The organism is Bacillus sp. Root131, assembly GCF_001429475.1.
Lineage (GTDB): Bacteria > Bacillota > Bacilli > Bacillales > Bacillaceae_G > Bacillus_A > Bacillus_A thuringiensis_S.
The window spans coordinates 2,570,199-2,588,964 of sequence record NZ_LMJQ01000001.1 but is presented as its reverse complement, the minus strand read 5'-3'; the positions used below and the strand labels follow the sequence as shown (position 1 = coordinate 2,588,964).

Sequence of the window (18,766 nt, the reverse complement as noted above, 5' to 3'; positions counted from 1 at the left end):
ACTTTATTGTTATATTTTTAAGTACAGTGAAGTATCTTATATCGAAAATTAAATAACTATGTTTTAACCCCGTCCTAAATTTAGAGCGGGGTTATACTTGTTTTAGGTTTTAAAATTAAATAACTTTATTGTCATTTTACACATCTACCATTTCAATATAAAAAAGAGGATTTTCATACAGTACTAGAAAATCCTCTTTTTATATTTATCCTACATTAGCTTGCAGTAAAACTCCCCACTGATTATAGTTTCACTTTATTTTAATCCTTTAATTAAAGGTGACGCTTCCCCACTATGGAAAATCCATAAATCATGAAGTGATCTCGTACATCCGACATATAGTAACTTTGCATCATGTTTTGTGTTTTTGTAATGTTCTTCATCCACATCAATTAAAAGCACCGCATCAAATTCTAAACCTTTCGCTAAATAGACAGGTACTACTGAAATACCACCTTCATATTTACTTTGATCTGCTTCAATAACGTTTACAGCCAATCCTGCTTTTGTTAATTTCTCATATATATCGCGGCATTCATCGTCTGTTCTTCCTATTACCGCAATGGTTTTCACATCTTCGTTTTGTAGATGTTTTAACGTCTTCATAATCTCATTAAATTGATCTTCTGCATGGATTACCTTAACATCTTCACCACTGCGAAAAACTGGTGTTGCGAGCCCAACTGGAATCTCTGCATTTTTAATTATTTCGTTCGCAAATTCTATAATTTCTTTTGTAGAACGATAACTTCTCGTCAGTTCATAATAACCTGTTTCTTGGAATACTTCTTTAAAAGCACTCCAATCTTCAATTCCTTGATAATCATAAATTGCTTGAGATAAATCACCTAATATAGTAAAAGAATTACCTAGTGTAATTTCTTTTAATACATAAACTTGGAATGGTGGAAAATCTTGCGCTTCATCAATAACGACGTGATGGAATTTCTGTCCGATTTCAATACCTGTTATGCGGTGATGTATGTAAATTAAAGCTGGTAAATCTTCTACATACACTTCTTTTTTACGACAACTCTTTTCAGTTTCTTTCACAAGTTCTTCAGGCAATACTTCGAGTATTTCTTTACTTTTCAATATTGAACTATATAGTGAAAGTGGGCTCATTTTCGGCCAAAACTTCATATAAGTGTTCAATCTCTTTGTCGCTTCTTTTTTTAATAATTTCTTCTCGTTTGTTTCTCCATACTTTTTCAGTTCAATTTCAATCCAGCGCTTCATTCGGCCGACTAATCTTTCTCTTCTTTTCTTTAATGGATAATGTTTATATTCAACTTGCATCCATTTTTTTATGTCTTCTACTGGAATAATAGCTTTGTCCCATGCCTCAAAATCACTTGTTGGTATTAATTCATTTTCAAATTGAATCATTCTCTCTTCAATAAAGAACTTAAATTCCAGTGTACCTTTCAATTTACCGAGCATAACCTTTTCTTCATCACGATTAATTGAAAATGCTTCTTTCAATTTTTCTTCTGTCTGCTTTAGTTTCACTGAATCATCTAACGTGCGTAATGCCCAATCCGGAAACGTTGTTTGACTAATATTCCCTACACCTAATTCAGGAAGTACACTCGAAATATAGTCTAAAAACAGACTATTCGGCGCAAATACGATCATTCTCTCAGCTTCTAGCTGCTCACGATATTCATAAATCAAAAAAGCAAGGCGATGTAAAGCAATTGTTGTCTTTCCGCTCCCTGCAACCCCTTGAATTAATAATGGCAAGTTTCTTTCCGCACGAATAATATCATTTTGTTCCGATTGAATCGTTGAAACAATATCCTTTAGTTTATTATCTTTATTCTCACCTAATCGATATAGAAGAAAATCATCGGCATGTGATACATCTTCATTTCCTTTTACATATGTATCAACGACACGTTCAAGTTCTCTTTTTCGAATAGAAATGTTTCGTTTTAAATACACATCACCTTCTACTAACCCATCTGGTGATTGATAAAATGCTAATTCTTCTCCACCGGTAAATGAATAAAACATACTTGCGACAGGTGCTCTCCAATCAATAATGATTGGTTTCATCGTGTCCATATCCGAAACCCCTACTTTTCCAATATAAATCGGCATAGCTGCTTCTTTACCATCTTCCTGAAAATCTAACCTTCCAAAGTACGGCTCTTGCACACCAATACGTAAATTTTGTCTATTAGACTCTCTCATACTTTCAAGAATTTGCTCCTTAAAATCTTCTCCATAATAAACTGGGATTTTTTCAAGCTTATCCAATTGCTCATCCATCGTATGCAAAGTATCCTTCATTTTTTGTAACTCATCTTCAAATATGTTGCTCATTTCGACGATTCCCTCCTGTCCGTTCTAATTTTTCAGTCGAAGTATCATTGTATTAAAAATCCAATCATAAAGTCAATAGTTTCTATTTAAATTTTCCGAAAAAACTTACTTTTCATCTTTCTAATTTAAAAAGAATATGCAACATTTAAATCACACAACTACACATATATTAAATTGATGTATACAAAAACGACAATTATTCACACAATAAAAGTAAAAAGAGTAAGGATTTAATCCCTACTCTTTTTTACTTTTATTCGATATGATAAACATTCATTTAAAGAGGATCGCTCTTTATATTTCCCAGCTTCAAAATCATGCGCTCCTCCTGGGAAAATCCCAACTATACTTAAATGAGCCTCGGCACATAAATTACTAATCTCACCTACAGCATAGCAGCGTAAAGATTGTGTCACGATATCATTTGAAGAATCTATTTCCCACCAATGGTCTAGCATTCTTGCATTTTCACTATCATATTCATACTTTCGCATTGCAGAACCTATCGGCATTTCTTGTCCATTGGCCTTTTCCCAATATAACGGTTGATAAATATCAATAAGTGCACATCCATCATCCATCATCCAATTTTTAATTCGTTTTAATAGAATCAATTGTTCCTCATCTGTTCCTACACCAAATCCGTCTAAATAAATAACAACATCAAACTTTTCTTTAAAGTTAATTTTATAAAAATCGGCGCAATGAACCTCAATATCATTAGTAGCATGTTCTTTTGCAAACATAGCTAACTCCGGTACAAGCTCAACAGTAGTCATTTTTACATTCAAATTAGACATCGCCCTTGCAAATCCGCCATTTCCAGCTCCTAGTTCTAACATCGTCTGAATTGGATATCCAACTTGTTCTTGCACTTCTTTAGCAACTTCCTGTAACCAATTTTCATTATTTATATCATAGCTTATTAGTTCAAATTGTTTTTTATAAAATTCTTTTACATTTAATTCGTTCATTATTATTCTCCTCCTGCAAATTATTTTTCTGTTACAGGTGAGAAACTAAATTTCTAATGCCCATGAAAAATCCTCCTTTTGATTTCCCTATATTTACAATTCATCAAAATAATAAGAATTTTGAAAGTGAAAGTATAAAAAATAGATAATGGATTATTCCACTATCTACTCTTTAGCTACTTTTATTTTTCTTTTTGATACTCCACCCAGTCACCAGAATCAATAACTTTCAATATCATCTTTTTATCTTGAGCGATATACACATATGCTTCTATTTCCCTATCAGCAACATATACTGTTTGCGTGATTCGATCATATAAATCGGTCTCCGCATTACCTGTATATTCTTCTAGTTCATCTAACTTACACAATATCTCATCATTTACTACATAAACTTCTCCATACACCTTTTCTTCAATCGAATAAGTCATAGCCGGATATCCTTCATTCGTATCAAATAATTTTCCATATGTCCAAGCTCTGTCTGCAATGCACGTTGCACCTAACATATAATGAGCATTCGTTTGTCCTCTTCTTAACGTGCCATAAACGAAAACATGATACATAAAATCTTATCCCCTTTATATGTCTCTACTTTCTTATTTGTAAATAAGCACGAATCATAAAGTAACTCACTTCATTCGGAAGCTGTTCTTTAATAGATTTCAGACCACCCTCAGCATTTTGAACGGCAGTTTCAATAAGAGATTCATACTCTGCTGGAACAAAACTTTGCCACTCTACTTCCATTCCATCCTCGTAGCAGCGAATTAAATGGTTTTCGATTGTTTGTCTTGATAAGTTACGTTCTTTTGCAATCTCATTCAAATCAATACCTTGTTTATACATTTCATACGTTTCTAAATGAGAATTTGCGGACGCTTTTCCTGACTTTTTACGCTCTGCAACTACTTCTGTCTTAATCGTTTCAGCGTAATTTGGATTTTCCTCAATAAAATGCTGAACTGCTTGTAAGAAGTGCGAGCCATATTTCACAAGTTTGTGTTCTCCGATACCTTTTACCGTCAACAATTCGGAATCACTTTGCGGCATTTTCACGCACATATCTTTTAATGTTTGGTCAGAGAAAATAACGAACGGAGGTACACCTTCTCCTTGTGCAATTTCTTTACGTACTTCACGAAGCACTTCAAATAAAGGATGGTCTTGTACAATTTGTCTTGTCTCTACTCGTTCTTTTCGTAAAACATTCTCTTTACCAAGTAATACTTCTTTCCCTTTTTCTGTTACTTTTAACGTCGGATAAGTGCCATGTTCAACTGCAATTAACTCATCTGAAATTAAAAACTCAATAAACTCACTGACCTCTTTTACACTACGGTTCGATAAAAGCCCATACGTTGGTAAAGTATGAAAATTAAATTCAATAACTTTCTTATTTTTCGACCCCGTTAATACTTGCGCTATCATTTGCTTCCCAAAGCGTTGGTTCGTTCTAATCATGCATGATAAAACCATTTGTGATTCCCTTGTCACATCAATGCTCTCGCGATCGTCTGTACAATTACCACAGCGTCCACAATCTTCTTTCGGTTCTTCTCCAAAGTATTGCAAAATGAATGATTGTAAACATTGTTCTGTATGACAGTAATCGGTCATATTTTGCAATTTTTCAAGTTCATTTGAAAAACGTGATTCTCCAGTTGATTGATCAATTAAAAAACGCTGTACTTGTACATCTTGAGAAGAATATAACAATATACATGTACTATCTAATCCGTCACGACCAGCACGTCCTGCTTCTTGATAGTAACTTTCCATATTTTTTGGAAGCTGATAATGAATTACGTAACGAATATTCGATTTATCAATACCCATCCCGAATGCAGATGTTGCTACCATTACACTTACTTCATCTCGTAAAAAGAGTTCTTGTTGCTCATTTCGATCACTATCACTCATACCAGCATGATATTTTGATACAGAAACTCCAGCCTTCATTAAATCTTCATATAACTGATCGACTACTTTTCTAGTAGCTGCATATATAATCCCAGATTCCTTTTGATTTTGACGAATATAATCCGCCAAATATGCATTTCGATCTTGCCCTTTAATGACAGAAAACGATAAGTTCTCACGCTCAAACGTTGTCATAATTGTATTTTCTTGATTAATTTCAAGTGTGTTACAAATGTCCTCACGTACTTGCGGTGTTGCTGTTGCTGTTAATGCTAATACGAGCGGTTTTTCTGGAAGATAATCTAATATGCGATGTATATGTAAATAACTTGGACGGAAATCATGTCCCCACTGTGAAATACAGTGTGCTTCATCAATCGCAATCATAGGGATTTTCATATCGATAAGTTGGTCAACAAACTCCATCGAATCAAGACGCTCAGGCGCGACATAAAGTAATTTGTAATGTCCTTGTTTCGCTAATTGAATTCGCTGATTTGCTTCGGCAATAGAAATAGAACTATTAATATATGTAGCTGAAATGCCATTCTGTACCAATGTATCTACTTGATCCTTCATAAGTGATATTAAAGGCGATATAACCAACGTCGTTCCTTCAAATACTAATGCCGGAATTTGATAACAAATCGACTTACCGCCACCCGTTGGCATAATACATACTGTATCTTTCCCATCTAGTACATTTTTAATTGTTTCATCTTGTCCTCTTCGAAACGAAGAATAACCAAAGTAGGACGCTAAAAGTTCTTGTGCTTTAGTAAACAAAAAAGAGTCACCTGCTTTTCTTTATCTTTCATCTACTTCTATTATATCAATCACTTATGCGACTTGAAAGAGATGAATAGATGCTTATTATTTTTTCATTATTCTATGTTTCTCCACCTATTTAATATGAATTAGCATCCATGTTTTATATGTTTTACAACATTTATAACGTAAATCCAGTAAACATGAAGAAAGAGTTTCAATTTAAATATTCATTTTATTTCCCTTTCTTGAATACTACTAATCGTATACATATAAATTCAGGAGGTTTCTATATGAAACATCATAATATGAGTTCCATCACGGCAAAAAAGAAAACAACACAACTCCAATTCTCTAATAATGATGCGTGGAAATATGAATCATACTATAAGTACCAACCATTATTCTCTTATAAAAAGCTTTTTAATTTTCTTTCTCAACTTTTTAGATGTTAATATATGCGCAAAAAATATATCATTCGCAGAATTTTTCTCAATATTAAATGTATAGACTTACTACAATTCAGTTGTTACCATATATAATAATCTGTTGGATAAACCCCTTAAGTTGACCTGCTTATATTAGCAGGTCTTTTTCATGATTACTTACTTCTACACCTCAATCTCACTTCCAAGTCTTTTTTCCATTTTATAACCATATTTAAATCCCAACAATTAATGATAATCATAAATTGTTGGGATTTTAATTGTTCACATATAATTATGCAATTCTTCTTTCTCAATACACAAAACACATTTTACTTGTTACTATGAAAGTACTCCAGATGAGTTTTTGCTCATCGACATTATCTAGTTAATGGGGCCTGCCGCGGGAAGCAGGTCTCTTTGACTTTATTAAGGTCCCAATTTCATTTGGACACATTTACCAGGTTTTTTCAAAAGAATTTTATGATAACATTACGTAGTCGAGTCCGACATCTCGGCAATACCCTTTTGAGGGTCTGTAACTTCCCTTGCAGACCCTCTTTTACTTTATATTCAATTTATTCATATATACCACAAGATCATTCACCTAATTTCTCCAATTCAAAATTCCCTAAAAATAATCTAGGACACGTAACTAAACATAAATCTATATCATACTTTGAGTTATACATGTTCAAAGGAGTGTTACTATTTATGTATTCTTATTGGCAATCGTATTACTCCCCCTACCATAACCCTTATGTAAACTATGATTTATCTGTACGTAACTACCGAATTAGTAAAAACGAGAATTTTTTAAAAGGGTATATGCGTTCTTTATGGGAACAACACGTCGCTTGGACGAGATTGGCTATTATAAGTATTGTATTTAATTTACCCGATGTTAACGTTACTGTTGGACGACTTCTACAAAACGCAACACATATGGGACTATCACTTGAACCATTTTACGGTGAAGATGCAGTAAAAAAATATAGTGCATTAATTAAGGATCACTTAGTCATTGCAGCAGATCTTGTTAAAGCCGCAAAAACTGGTGATCAAAATGCAGCTGCCGCTATAGAGAAAAAATGGTACGCTAATGGTGATGAAATCGTTGAGTTTCTTAATAACATCAACCCATATATAGGAAAAGAAGAATTCCGAAAAATGTTTTATGAACATTTAGCACTAACGAAAGCAGAAGCACTTACCTTCCTAAATAAAGATTATGAAGCAGGAGTACAACTTTACGATAAAATTGAAAAAGAAGCATTAGAAATGGCCGACATGATAACAAACGCAATCGTAAAACAATTCCCACAAGTATTTCAATAAAGTGAAATGTTAATCAGAGTAGGTATTACTACTAAGTAATACTTGATAAAATAAGTCGATTCCCAAACATAAATCGGCTTATTTAACTTTCTCTCCATGATATTTCACCTCTCCTCTTTACATTTAGCTTATATCGATATATTTTATTAATATCCGTTTTTTATAGGAGGAAATAGTTTGATTAACGCGATTGGGCTCGTTTTTATACTTACAAATAAACACGAGAAAAAAAAGAAAGTTTACCTAAATGAAAAATTTGCACTAATAGATATTATTGATTCTAAAGAAGTATTTGATGATGAAGGGAATCCTTTAGTAGAACTAACATGTAAATACAGTATATATTTAGATGAAAAATATTACTGTAAATCTCTCGATGATTATACTGGACAAGTATTTCCTTTCTTAAGTGCAAAAATAGGAAAAGGTCTTCTAAGAAACTTAAACTACTACTTTTCTTACGTTGATGCCTATGATAAGAAACCACCAGTTAAAGAAATAAGACCGCTGATGAAACAAGTAACTAACAGATAGCGAAACATACAAAAAAGGAAAGCATCTAGCTCTGGATGTTTTCTTTTTTATTGAAAACTCATTCATTCTCATCCTCTTCTAAAAGTATGTATCCAAGCATATTTTAAATTAAAAACATTGGAGGATTAGACTGAATGAAATACTCAGAAACAATTATAAGTAAACGACTTCGAATGCTTAAAATGACGGGTATGTTTTTCATGCTAGTATTAATAGCATGGATTGGATATACAAAATTACTTTATGAAAACGGATTTCTTCAAGAAAAAAAGAATTCAGTAGAAGTAATGAATACTAGCATTACAGGAGAAATAGAGCAGCTTTTTCATATAAACTTGCAAGGTTATCGAAAAACAAACCTTGATGCTGTTATAGAAGCAAGTAAAACCGATCCAAGCGAACTATCCCTAATTGAACTGGTCAACAAATCCTGCTCGCGAGATTGCATAGGTGAGCCAGTAACATATGTAAACTCAAACAATGGATATATCTTTTATAAGGAATCTAATGGAACTAATGTAGCTATAACGGTTAAAAAGAAAGACACATGGGTAATTGTAAAGAAATCTGTTCAAGATGGAATATAACCACCCTAAAAAAGAGTACGTATCGTACTCTTTTTTATTATTAATACCCTTCATCTTCATCTCTACAATGGCATTTCGGTTTTGTTTTACAATGACATTTTTCACACTCACATTTCGGTTTCTCTTTGCAACAACATTCGTGAAAATCACTGCGTTTACATCTACATCTCCCAAACATTAAATTATCCCAAAATTTATTACAATTTCGGGAATGCCCACAATGACAAGTATTCCCCATGGATATGCTTCCTCCTTAATAGAATTCATCATATTCTATGTTTGAAAGTATACAAAGGCTTGTTTATTAGTCTATTTTCTCCATATTATAACTAGATTTAGAAGATTACATAAAAATAAAAAGCCGTCACATGACGGCTTTTTATTTAGCAAACTACTCTTTTGTATAAAAAAATTTAATTCCTTTCGTATCTAACCAAGCCGTTACTTTGTCCAGTTCGTTCCCTTGACGATAATCTGTCTCGAAATACACAAGTCCTTGGTTATTTCCGGGAGATATTATTTTAGAAGTATATCCAAGCTTATCCATCATTTGAATCATGTCAGGAATTAAATTTACACCAAATTCATAAGTAACTACTTTGTTATATTTATTCACTATAATTCCAACCCCTTCTTGTTTCTTTATTGGCTCAACAGTTTGATTTATAAACCAAGCTAACGGTTTATTTCCAATTAGCTCATTTAAATCACATTTTCCGATACCAGCTACATTCCCTGTTTCTGTGTATTGCCAAATATCACATGGATACGCCGGTTTGTTACCACCATAACGAGGAATCCATACAAAATCAGAATTGACATTTGCCATTCCAAATGGAGCATACATATGATGAGCAATATATAAACCGACCTTCTTAGCTCCTAATCTACGTAATTCATCAATAAATGCTTGTGCACCCGCTCTCATATCATTCATTGTTTTTACTTCTACGTCAGCTACCCAAACTGTGGCATTTTTTTCACCACGGTTCCAAAAGTCTCTTGCTTCTATCCGTGCATCCTCTACTGAAACGAAACGACAGAACGCATAATTACCAAACGGAATATTTCTTACTTTCATTGCTTGTACATAATTATTATATAAAGGATCAACATAAGTTGAACCATCTTGCACACGTGCAATTACGAAATCTAATTGTGGGGCTGCGATATCCCAGTTAATATTGCCATTCCATTTTGAAATATCTACAATGTAACCCATTATTCATCATCTCCTTTTTTATTATCATATTCAGAGATTGTATTTTTTGCTCTTATCCCTTAAACAATCAAGTCAGTTTTTTAATTAGCAGTAGAGATTTTGTATTCATTGATAATGATTTAAAATTTAACTTATGTATCGAAAAATAGAATATTATTATAGATTTAAAAGATGATTATTCAAAAAAACTAAAGTATATAATTAAAACCACCTTTTTGATAGGTGGTTTTAATTATATACATTGTCCATATTTGTGGTTACATAGTATATTATCGTGAGCCATTAAAATAATAAAAGCCAACTTGTATTTTTAACCCACTGATTAAAGTTTTACTTTATCTCACATACTCATAGTACCACTTACGCGCATCTAACCAAGCTGTAAATTTATCGATATTTCCAGCTGGATAGCCATTCGTTATAGCATAACCAATGCCATCTTTCTGAACGACAATTTGTCCATCAATACCCGCATCAACCATCGCTTGAGCCAAAGCTTGTAAATTACTAAATGCTACACCGCCAGTTTTTACTTTGAGCAAATCCACTGTACCTCCTCCAGTTTGTCCTGTAAGAGCAAACACAATAGAATTAGCGATTTTATCAACATTCCATTTTGCCATGTCAGATTCATTATCAATAAATCCTAATTCTATAAGAATAGCAGGTGCTTTCGTCCCATTTAATACCGCTAAATCTGTACGCTGTTTTGCACCTCGATCACGCCATCCAATATCTTTTGCTAGTTGAGCTGAGATTTTAGCCGCCAAGTCTTTCTGATCATAATACAGAACCTCAACACCCTGTCCATTTCCATCGCTTGCATTAAGATGAAAAGAAATAACTAAATCCACAGCATGGGAATTGCTTTTACGAATGATATTATTTAAATTTTGTGATTGAGTTGTTCCTACCTCGTCCGTATCGTCATAAACCGTGTGTCCTAAGGCTCTTAACTTAGCCGCCACGGCATCTTTAACTTGCCTATCCAGAACGTGTTCTTTCCGATTCCCGAAATTAGCACCTTGAACAATACTATTATGTCCTCCGTGCAAACTATATCTAGCCATTATTCATCAACATCTCCTTTCTTAATATTCTATTCAAAACTTGTCTTATTGCTATTCCCACTTACAATCTTAACTGTACCCATACACCCTACATTTTCTAAAATTGACGGCACGAACAAAAAAGCATCACCCTTTCGGCGATGCCTAAGCTCCCTAAATAAATAGAGTTTAAAATCACTGAAACTTCACCTATATTTCCTCCCCTTCCTTCACAGCTTCTTTCAACCTCTGCAACATATACCCAATCCCTTTACACCCCTCTAGCGGATATGTAATCATTTCTTCTGGATATAACTTTGTCACTACTTTTTTATGCTTTTTTCCTGCTAGTAAGACGATTTCGTCAAACTGTAATAAACTTTTATCTACCAACTGTTTTTGTAATTGCTCTATACTTATTACCTCATCGCTTTTTGAATCAAATGCAAGATCATAGTTTTCTAATACAATATCATTTGGTCTTAAAAATCCATGTTTCGCTGATAATATAACCCAGTTTTCGAAAAACATAGTTGCGTATGCCTGACATGCTTTTCCGAACGGACTAATATATACATCTTTTGCTTCCATCGGTCCGTAGTTTGAATGCTTATCCCAAATTTTCTTTTTTCCACAAGGAATTATACATAGCCTTTTCATATATATTTCTACTCCCTTTACTTCTGTAAATAAAATTCGTTATTTTGTACATTTTTCTCTCGAAATACTATATAATAATTCCGAAAGCTAAAATTACACATTTTACCATATACGTACTATGGATCACTCTCATTGCAAATATTATAATACCATAAAAATTTTTGCTTTTTTTCTTCAAAATATTAAATATAAATTTTAACATAAGGATGTATAGATATAATTAAAAAGGAGGTTCATAAAAATAAAAAATATTATCCCTGCACTATTAGTCTATTTTATCGTTTGCGTTATTTCCGTTATCATCCCAGCATCTGAAGGCTATAATTATGTCGGCTGGAAGTTATTTGTTGGGCAAGTGTATGCGATACCTATTTTCTTCATTACTGCGATAATCACATTTTATATAAACAAGAAAAAATCTTACGAATAAACGATTATAAGGATAGCTAACGCTATCCTTATTTTAATTCGTTAATCAAATCTAAAATAGCCCTTGCAGTACTTTGTATCCTTTCTTCCGAAAAGTCAAACGCAACACCTGTATTTATATATATTTCCTGTATAGGTAAATTCCAATCTGAACTCGCTCCCTCTTTAAAGAAAGCAATCGCTTGTTCCTGATTCTCTCCATAAATTTGAAACAATTGCATCGCTCCTATTTGCGCAATTGCATATTCAATTTTATAAAAAGGAAACTGAACAAAGTGAAATGACTCGAACCAATTTCATTCTCTACTCCTGCAATATCAACTGATGAATATTGATACCTTTTACATAGTTCAATATATTTCTCATCTCGCTCTTCTGGTGAATGGTTTGGATTTGTATAAAGCCAGTGCTGGAATACATCTCCTGAAACTGACGATATTAATAACGATAAAGTACGATATAATTGAGCTTGCTGTACTTCTTTATAATCATCCTCTTGCGTATAAAAAATATTAAGCTTATCCATTAATAGTAATTCAAGACTAAGGGAATAAAGTTCCGCCACCTCTTCACGAAGGTATCTTTCCTGCATACTACTTTCATTGTTAAATTGTTTATAAAAGTGAAATGCATGCCCCAATTCATGTATTAATGCATGAATCGCATAAAATGAAGAACTAAAATTAGAATAAACAAAAACGTCTTTACTATGAGATAAGGTAAAGCAAGCAGCTCCTGGTGCTTTATTTTTCCGTTCTTGTACGTCAATTAATCCCGCTTTCCTTATATGAGTAAATTCCTCATAAAAACATGAATCTGTCTTCCGCAACATTTCTTCAATTCCATCCAATAAATTAATGTAATTTTCAAATGGATATTTTTGCAAATTACAAGGAGCAAGATCCCAGGGACGATACGTTTTTACATCAAGATTCTTTTTAAGAAAACTTCCTAACTGTTTCCAAATTGGTACAACACACTTTTCTATCGACTCATGAAACTTAAAACAATCTTCAATACTGTAATCTCTATTTTTTTGTTTAAAGGCATACTCACTATAATTATTAAATCCTGCATTTAATTTTCTGTTTTTTAGAGATAAAAAAGGACAAGTAGCCAATCTGACTACTTGTCCTTGCTGTTTATGTGTACTCAATAAAATTAAGCTTGGAATGCTTCTGTTAATACTGGTACGATTTGTTTTTTACGAGATACAACACCTTTTAATGTAGCTGTGTTGTTTTCTAGTGATACGTTGTATGCTTTCTCAACAACGTTTGCTGCTTTACCGATCGCAAGACCGACAGAATCGTTAGTTAAGATATCAGTTACAACGAATAAGAATAGGTCTAAACCTTTTTCTTCTACTACTGCAGAAATTACTTTTTCAAGTTCCGCTTGGTGTACAAGAACGTCGTTTGTATCAACAGCGTTTACTTGTGCGATTTCAACTTTCGCATTACCCATTTGGAATTCTTTAGCGTCAAGAGAGATTAATTGCTCCATTGTTTTTCCGCTTAAGTCAGCACCAGCTTTTAACATTTCTAAGCCGTAGCTATCAGCATCTACACCAGCGATTTCCGCTAATTCACGAGCAGCTGCTACGTCTTGTTCTGTGCAAGTTGGAGATTTGAATAGTAAAGAATCTGAAATAATTGCAGATAACATTAAACCTGCAACTTCTTTACGAATTGTAACGCCATTTTCTTTGTACATTTTGTTTAAGATTGTAGCTGTACATCCAACTGGCTCACAACGATAGTATATAGGATCGCTTGTTTCAAAGTTAGCAATACGGTGATGGTCAATAACTTCTAACACACGAACTGATTCGATATCGTTAGCACTTTGTTGACGCTCGTTATGGTCAACTAAAATAACGTTGTCCACTTCGCTTGCTACTGTCTCAACAAAACGCGGTCCTTCTACTTTAAAATAGTCTAACGCAAATTGAGTTTCACCGCTGATTTCGCCTAAACGTACAGGCTCAGCATTCATTCCTAATTCTTTTTTCAATTCTGCATAAGCAATTGCAGAACAAATTGCATCTGTATCTGGGTTTTTATGCCCGAAAACTAGTACTTTTTCCATGTTTTCCACCTCTTCATGAAAAGGATATCTTAAAGAAGCAAATATGACAATATTTAAAGCATATTTTTTTATAAATAATTGCACTTTCTTCTATATTTTTCATCATTTTCATAAAAAAAATCATCTAAAATGAATTAGATGATCGAAATATATGTTTCAATTAAAATAGTGTAGGAGCTTGCACTACGTTGTTAAAAGCGAAATTTGAAGCTAAGCCATTATTCACAAGGTTTACATCTATAACTTGATAAAACGCATTTCCAGTGTCTGCAATTTCCCAAACAGCTAAAATAAGATGGTATCCACTACGATCAGTTGGTACATTTGCTTCATGCGTTACTGTTGTCCCTGGTCTAGCCCCACCGTCATTTTTCACATAGAATGGCACTAAATCTAAATCTGATCGCGTTAAAGGTTTATTTGGATTCCAGCCTTTTTTCGTAATATAATATTTCCACTCTTTTGTACTATGAGGAGCAGTTAGTTTCCACTTGAATGTATTCGTCCCGCCATTTAACGTAACTTTCTTCCACCTATCCACAGTTTGAACATCTAAAGCAGGAAAATGACCAGCCCCTGCAATTTGTCCATCAGAAGGTCCTAGTTGCGGAAATCCCCCTATCCCTTCTACACTTTGTGGTTCATATTGAATCGGTCCACAATTTACATTTACCCCTTGCTTACATAAATAAGATCGGCTCGCTGGTGATTCTACATAACCATGAGCTGAAGCCTTTTCTGAAAATCCAAATGTTAATAATCCCGTAAGTAATACGCCACCACTTAAAATAACTTTCTTCATCTTTTGTAAACTATTCTTTTTCATTCTTTCATCCCCTTCCGATAATAAAGCGAAAATAACTATAGTTGGCTAGTCATCTTCTCTACATTTATTATAAGACGAGAATCATTACTAAAAGAACCCTCTAAAAACTTTCTCAAATTCATTTAGTGCGTTAAATGGATTATATCAATAAATTTATTTAACACCGCCAGAAAAATATAGACGGTGTTAAAATAGTTTCTTATTATTCAGTATGATAACCTTTTAATCACAATTTATATGCATTTATAATAAAGAACCGTAGCATCTAACTTTCCATTCGGAGAAATTGCATATCCTGGTATTGTTCCAACTTCTTGGTAGTCTAATGATTTGTACAATTTATTGGATGGATCTCCTTCTCTAGTATCTAATACTAAAAGAGACCTGTTTTCTTGCTTCGCTCGTTCCTCTGCTTTTTGCATAAGCAATCGTCCAATACCGTTACGTCTAAAGTTTGGATGAGTCATTAATTTGCAAATCTCGGCTCTATGAATTCCGTTAGGCTTTGTAACTAATTGTAATTGAATACTCCCTGCTACTTCGTTGTTTATTTTAGCTACATACAATATCACTTCTGGCGCTATGACTGTTTGCCAATACTTTGTTGCGTCTTTTTGTTCCAGTGGAGGCAAAAAACCAATTGATGCCCCATCATTTACAACCGTTTTCAAAAGTTTCGAAAGTTCTTCCATATCATTTTCTAGTTGCTTAATTTCTTCAATTACTAAATTTCGCATTACTTTTCCCCCTTTTGTTTCATTGTAACAATTTTTAAAGAAGGAATAATGAAATAATAAGATGAATTTATATTAAGATATGATTTTTTGTGAAAGGATAACGATATGAAATATATATTAGATAGAACGTACGCAAAAGAACTACTCGAATGGGCATATGAACAAAACCCGGGCCCTTGGTTTGAACATTCACTACATGTTGCTCATGCAACTGAAAACATAATTATAGAACTTATAAAAAAAGGGTATGACCTAGATGCTGACATAGCATATAACGCTGCCCTTTTGCATGATATCGGAAGATACAAAGGTTTTACCAAATCGGTCATTCATTCCTATGATGGTTATATGTATATGAATGATTTAGGATATGCAGGAAACGCCATTATTTGTGTGACACACTCATTTCCCTGTAAAAATGAACATATAGATATCGCAGCGGAATGGCATCTCGTTCCTGACCATATGAAAAGCCGGTTGGTTGCAATATTGAATGAACATAGTAACTACGACTTATACAATAAAGTAATTTCTCTTTGTGACGCTCTTGCTGACGCGGATGGCTTTACTACGCTGGAAAGAAGATTAATTTCCGTTGGTTTGCGTCATGGTACAACATCTCATACATCTTTACATTGGAAAGGGTTTTATGCAATTAAGAAAGAATTAGAAGCTTTAATCGGTAAGAGTATATACACAGTTCTTCCTGATGTAGAGAATTCGATTTATGAAGATATAGAATACTAAAGTGAATACAAATTTAATTTCACATAAAAAAACGTTTTAAACATAAAGTTTAAAACGTTTTTTTATTCAATGCTTTTGATTTTTCAGTTCTGTTAAACACTCTTGCACTAAAGTTACCGCTTGACTCATCGCAGCTCCGCCAGCAAATGCTGCTGAAACACCACATGCTTCCAGAATCTCTTTATCCGAACATCCTTGATCAAGACAACCTTTTGTATGATAAATTGTACAATACTCATCTTGCGTTGCTAAACTAATTCCTAATGCAATAAGTTGTTTTTCTCTTTTTGTTAAAGCACCCTCTTGAAAACAAGCTTGCGTAAACGCATTATATGTCTCAGCGATTTCAGGAATTTGATTTGTAAAACTACCTATACCTTCTTTATAATGATGTAGAATATCATTTATCGAACTATGTTGCTCATGTTCCATCTTATTCCCTCCAGTCATATTATCCATACCTATTGTAGTATGCGATGAAATGGAGGCAATATACCTTCTTTTAAATTAAGAATTTTCGGTTAATTTACGTTATAATTTTAAATTATCATCTACAATAACTTTTTCTCTAGAACTTTTTCTTTCAACCTCTTTACTTCTTTCTTCCCAAAATGTTAATCCTTCAATCCCCACATTTTTAGGATTAAATACTGGATCTTTCCCTTCTTTTTTCTGCGTTTCATAGTCTTTTAACACTTTTAATGCAATTTTACTTAATAATAGAATCGCGATTAAGTTTAACCATGCCATACTACCGATTCCTAAATCTCCGAGATTCCATAAAAGCGACGCTGATTCAACACTACCGATGTAAACCATAATTAAAAATCCAAATTTTAAAACTGGTTTTAACCAGCCATACTTCAATTGACGATCTAAATAAGTAAGCGTCGTTTCAGCGATATAGTAATAAGCGAGTAACGTTGTAAATGCAAAAAAGAAAATTGCAATTGAAATAAATATTGGACCAAACCCTGTCATCACAGTTTCAACTGCTTGTTGCGTATAAATTGGACCTGCTTCCACATTTCCTATGTTTTTTACAATAGCGCGTTTCCCTTCAGGTATAACATTATACATACCTGTAATTAATATCATAAGAGCTGTCGCTGTACATACGACAATTGTATCGATATATACGGAAAACGCTTGAACTAATCCTTGTTTTGCAGGATGCGATACTTCAGCAGCAGCCGAACTATACGTCGCTTCTCCGACACCAGCAACGTTTGAAAATACAGCGCGTTTTACGCCCCATGCAATAGCTGCACCAACAATTCCACCAAACATTTCATTTACACCAAATGCGCTAGAGAAAATTAAAGCAAACATACTTGGAATCTCCGTTACATTCGCAATTAATATGATACATGTAACAATTACATAACCAATTGCCATAAATGGAACAAGCATTTGAGAAACGCCAGCAATTCTCTTTACACCACCAAAAATAATTGCTGCTAGTAACACGACTAAAAATATACCAGTTATATATTTGTTAATACCATTAGAGTTTTCAAATCCAACTGCGATACTACTAGATTGAATACCTGGTAATAACACGCCATATGAAAGTGTTACAACTACCGCTACAATGACTGCAAACCATTTCATTTTTAAACCTTTCTCAATGAAATATGGAGTACCGCCGCGATATTCATTCCCTACTTTACTTTTGTATACTTGAGATAATGTTGATTCAACAAACGCGCTCGCTGCCCCTAACAAAGCCATTACCCACATCCAAAATACAGCTCCAGGCCCGCCGAAAGCGATTGCTGTCGCTACCCCTGCGATATTACCAATTCCAACTCTTCCTGATAAGGCTAAACAAAATGCCTGAAAAGATGATATTCCCGTCTCTGAACTCTTTCCTTCAAATAATAGTTTAATCATCTCTTTAAAATAACGAATTTGCAAAAAGCGTGTTGCAATCGTGAAATATACGCCTGCCCCTAATGCAAAAACAACTAAACCGATACTCCACACTTGCCCTACTAACCATTCTACTAAATTCTCCATCCAAATCCCCCTTATCATTCTTTTGAAAAACAATTTTGTATATAAGAAAACGGACAACTATTATCAAACTTTCTAGTTGTCCGCATCTTTCATTATTTCATCC

Annotated in this window: 17 protein-coding genes and 1 pseudogene; 5 read left to right on the top strand and 13 right to left on the bottom strand. The window is 33.6% G+C overall.

Annotation, left to right across the window (positions count from 1 at the left end; all coding sequences use genetic code 11):
- Positions 1-255 precede the first annotated feature (255 nt).
- The 4 genes from ASE54_RS12975 to recQ all read right to left on the bottom strand — a co-directional run bounded on the left by ASE54_RS12975 (position 256) and on the right by recQ (position 6,014).
- Positions 256-2,331: a 3'-5' exonuclease gene (locus tag ASE54_RS12975; protein ID WP_000065164.1), complete on the bottom strand. Its 2,076-nt coding sequence runs from the start codon at positions 2,329-2,331 to the stop codon at positions 256-258.
- 230 nt (positions 2,332-2,561) lie between these two features.
- Complete coding sequence (locus ASE54_RS12970) at positions 2,562-3,305, bottom strand: class I SAM-dependent methyltransferase (RefSeq protein ID WP_001004294.1); 744 nt, start codon at positions 3,303-3,305, stop codon at positions 2,562-2,564.
- 182 nt (positions 3,306-3,487) lie between these two features.
- Positions 3,488-3,871 (bottom strand): gamma-glutamylcyclotransferase, encoded by a 384-nt coding sequence (locus tag ASE54_RS12965; protein ID WP_000274901.1) that lies wholly within the window; start codon positions 3,869-3,871, stop codon positions 3,488-3,490.
- Between the two features lie 25 nt (positions 3,872-3,896).
- A complete protein-coding gene (gene recQ / locus ASE54_RS12960; protein WP_000494275.1) occupies positions 3,897-6,014 on the bottom strand; it encodes a DNA helicase RecQ in 2,118 nt (705 codons plus the stop codon).
- 1,121 nt (positions 6,015-7,135) lie between these two features.
- On the opposite strand from recQ, the gene ASE54_RS12955 reads away from it, so the two are divergent.
- The 3 genes from ASE54_RS12955 to ASE54_RS12945 all read left to right on the top strand — a co-directional run bounded on the left by ASE54_RS12955 (position 7,136) and on the right by ASE54_RS12945 (position 8,880).
- A complete protein-coding gene (locus tag ASE54_RS12955) occupies positions 7,136-7,759 on the top strand; it encodes a hypothetical protein (RefSeq protein ID WP_000287734.1) in 624 nt (207 codons plus the stop codon).
- Positions 7,760-7,936: 177 nt separating this feature from the next.
- Positions 7,937-8,293 carry a hypothetical protein gene (locus ASE54_RS12950; protein WP_000606231.1) on the top strand — a complete coding sequence of 119 codons (357 nt, stop codon included), beginning with the start codon at positions 7,937-7,939 and terminating at the stop codon, positions 8,291-8,293.
- Between the two features lie 134 nt (positions 8,294-8,427).
- Entirely contained in the window at positions 8,428-8,880 is a 453-nt protein-coding gene (locus ASE54_RS12945; protein WP_000877576.1) for a hypothetical protein, read from the top strand.
- 391 nt (positions 8,881-9,271) lie between these two features.
- On the opposite strand, the gene ASE54_RS12940 is transcribed toward ASE54_RS12945, so the two are convergent.
- The 3 genes from ASE54_RS12940 to ASE54_RS12930 form a co-directional block, all read right to left on the bottom strand.
- Positions 9,272-10,102 carry a GH25 family lysozyme gene (locus tag ASE54_RS12940; RefSeq protein ID WP_000540626.1) on the bottom strand — a complete coding sequence of 277 codons (831 nt, stop codon included), beginning with the start codon at positions 10,100-10,102 and terminating at the stop codon, positions 9,272-9,274.
- Between the two features lie 335 nt (positions 10,103-10,437).
- A complete protein-coding gene (locus ASE54_RS12935) occupies positions 10,438-11,172 on the bottom strand; it encodes an N-acetylmuramoyl-L-alanine amidase (protein ID WP_000135285.1) in 735 nt (244 codons plus the stop codon).
- Between the two features lie 189 nt (positions 11,173-11,361).
- Positions 11,362-11,811 carry a DUF6884 domain-containing protein gene (locus ASE54_RS12930; RefSeq protein ID WP_000824878.1) on the bottom strand — a complete coding sequence of 150 codons (450 nt, stop codon included), beginning with the start codon at positions 11,809-11,811 and terminating at the stop codon, positions 11,362-11,364.
- Positions 11,812-12,052: 241 nt separating this feature from the next.
- On the opposite strand from ASE54_RS12930, the gene ASE54_RS34185 reads away from it, so the two are divergent.
- Positions 12,053-12,241, top strand: coding sequence for a DUF4017 family protein (locus ASE54_RS34185; protein ID WP_000789485.1), 189 nt, complete (start codon positions 12,053-12,055; stop codon positions 12,239-12,241).
- Positions 12,242-12,269: 28 nt separating this feature from the next.
- On the opposite strand, the pseudogene ASE54_RS12920 reads toward ASE54_RS34185, so the two are convergent.
- The 4 genes and pseudogenes from ASE54_RS12920 to ASE54_RS12905 form a co-directional block, all read right to left on the bottom strand.
- Positions 12,270-13,336, bottom strand: a pseudogene (locus ASE54_RS12920) (M3 family oligoendopeptidase); the annotation flags it as partial.
- Between the two features lie 65 nt (positions 13,337-13,401).
- Positions 13,402-14,331, bottom strand: a complete 930-nt coding sequence (gene ppaC, locus ASE54_RS12915; RefSeq protein ID WP_000416871.1) for a manganese-dependent inorganic pyrophosphatase — start codon at positions 14,329-14,331, stop codon at positions 13,402-13,404.
- 160 nt (positions 14,332-14,491) lie between these two features.
- A complete protein-coding gene (locus ASE54_RS12910) occupies positions 14,492-15,157 on the bottom strand; it encodes a lytic polysaccharide monooxygenase (RefSeq protein ID WP_000742282.1) in 666 nt (221 codons plus the stop codon).
- Between the two features lie 233 nt (positions 15,158-15,390).
- Complete coding sequence (locus ASE54_RS12905) at positions 15,391-15,894, bottom strand: GNAT family N-acetyltransferase (protein WP_001245261.1); 504 nt, start codon at positions 15,892-15,894, stop codon at positions 15,391-15,393.
- Between the two features lie 105 nt (positions 15,895-15,999).
- Here ASE54_RS12905 and ASE54_RS12900 point away from each other — a divergent pair, with 105 nt between their 5' ends.
- Complete coding sequence (locus ASE54_RS12900) at positions 16,000-16,641, top strand: HD domain-containing protein (protein ID WP_014895276.1); 642 nt, start codon at positions 16,000-16,002, stop codon at positions 16,639-16,641.
- A gap of 66 nt (positions 16,642-16,707) precedes the next feature.
- Here the strand turns inward: ASE54_RS12900 and ASE54_RS12895 are convergent, their stop codons facing one another.
- Together ASE54_RS12895 and ASE54_RS12890 are read right to left on the bottom strand one after the other, a co-directional pair.
- A complete protein-coding gene (locus ASE54_RS12895) occupies positions 16,708-17,100 on the bottom strand; it encodes a carboxymuconolactone decarboxylase family protein (RefSeq protein WP_001999958.1) in 393 nt (130 codons plus the stop codon).
- A 72-nt stretch (positions 17,101-17,172) separates the two neighbouring features.
- Positions 17,173-18,663, bottom strand: coding sequence for an alanine/glycine:cation symporter family protein (locus ASE54_RS12890; protein WP_000429519.1), 1,491 nt, complete (start codon positions 18,661-18,663; stop codon positions 17,173-17,175).
- Between the last annotated feature and the right edge of the window lie 103 nt (positions 18,664-18,766).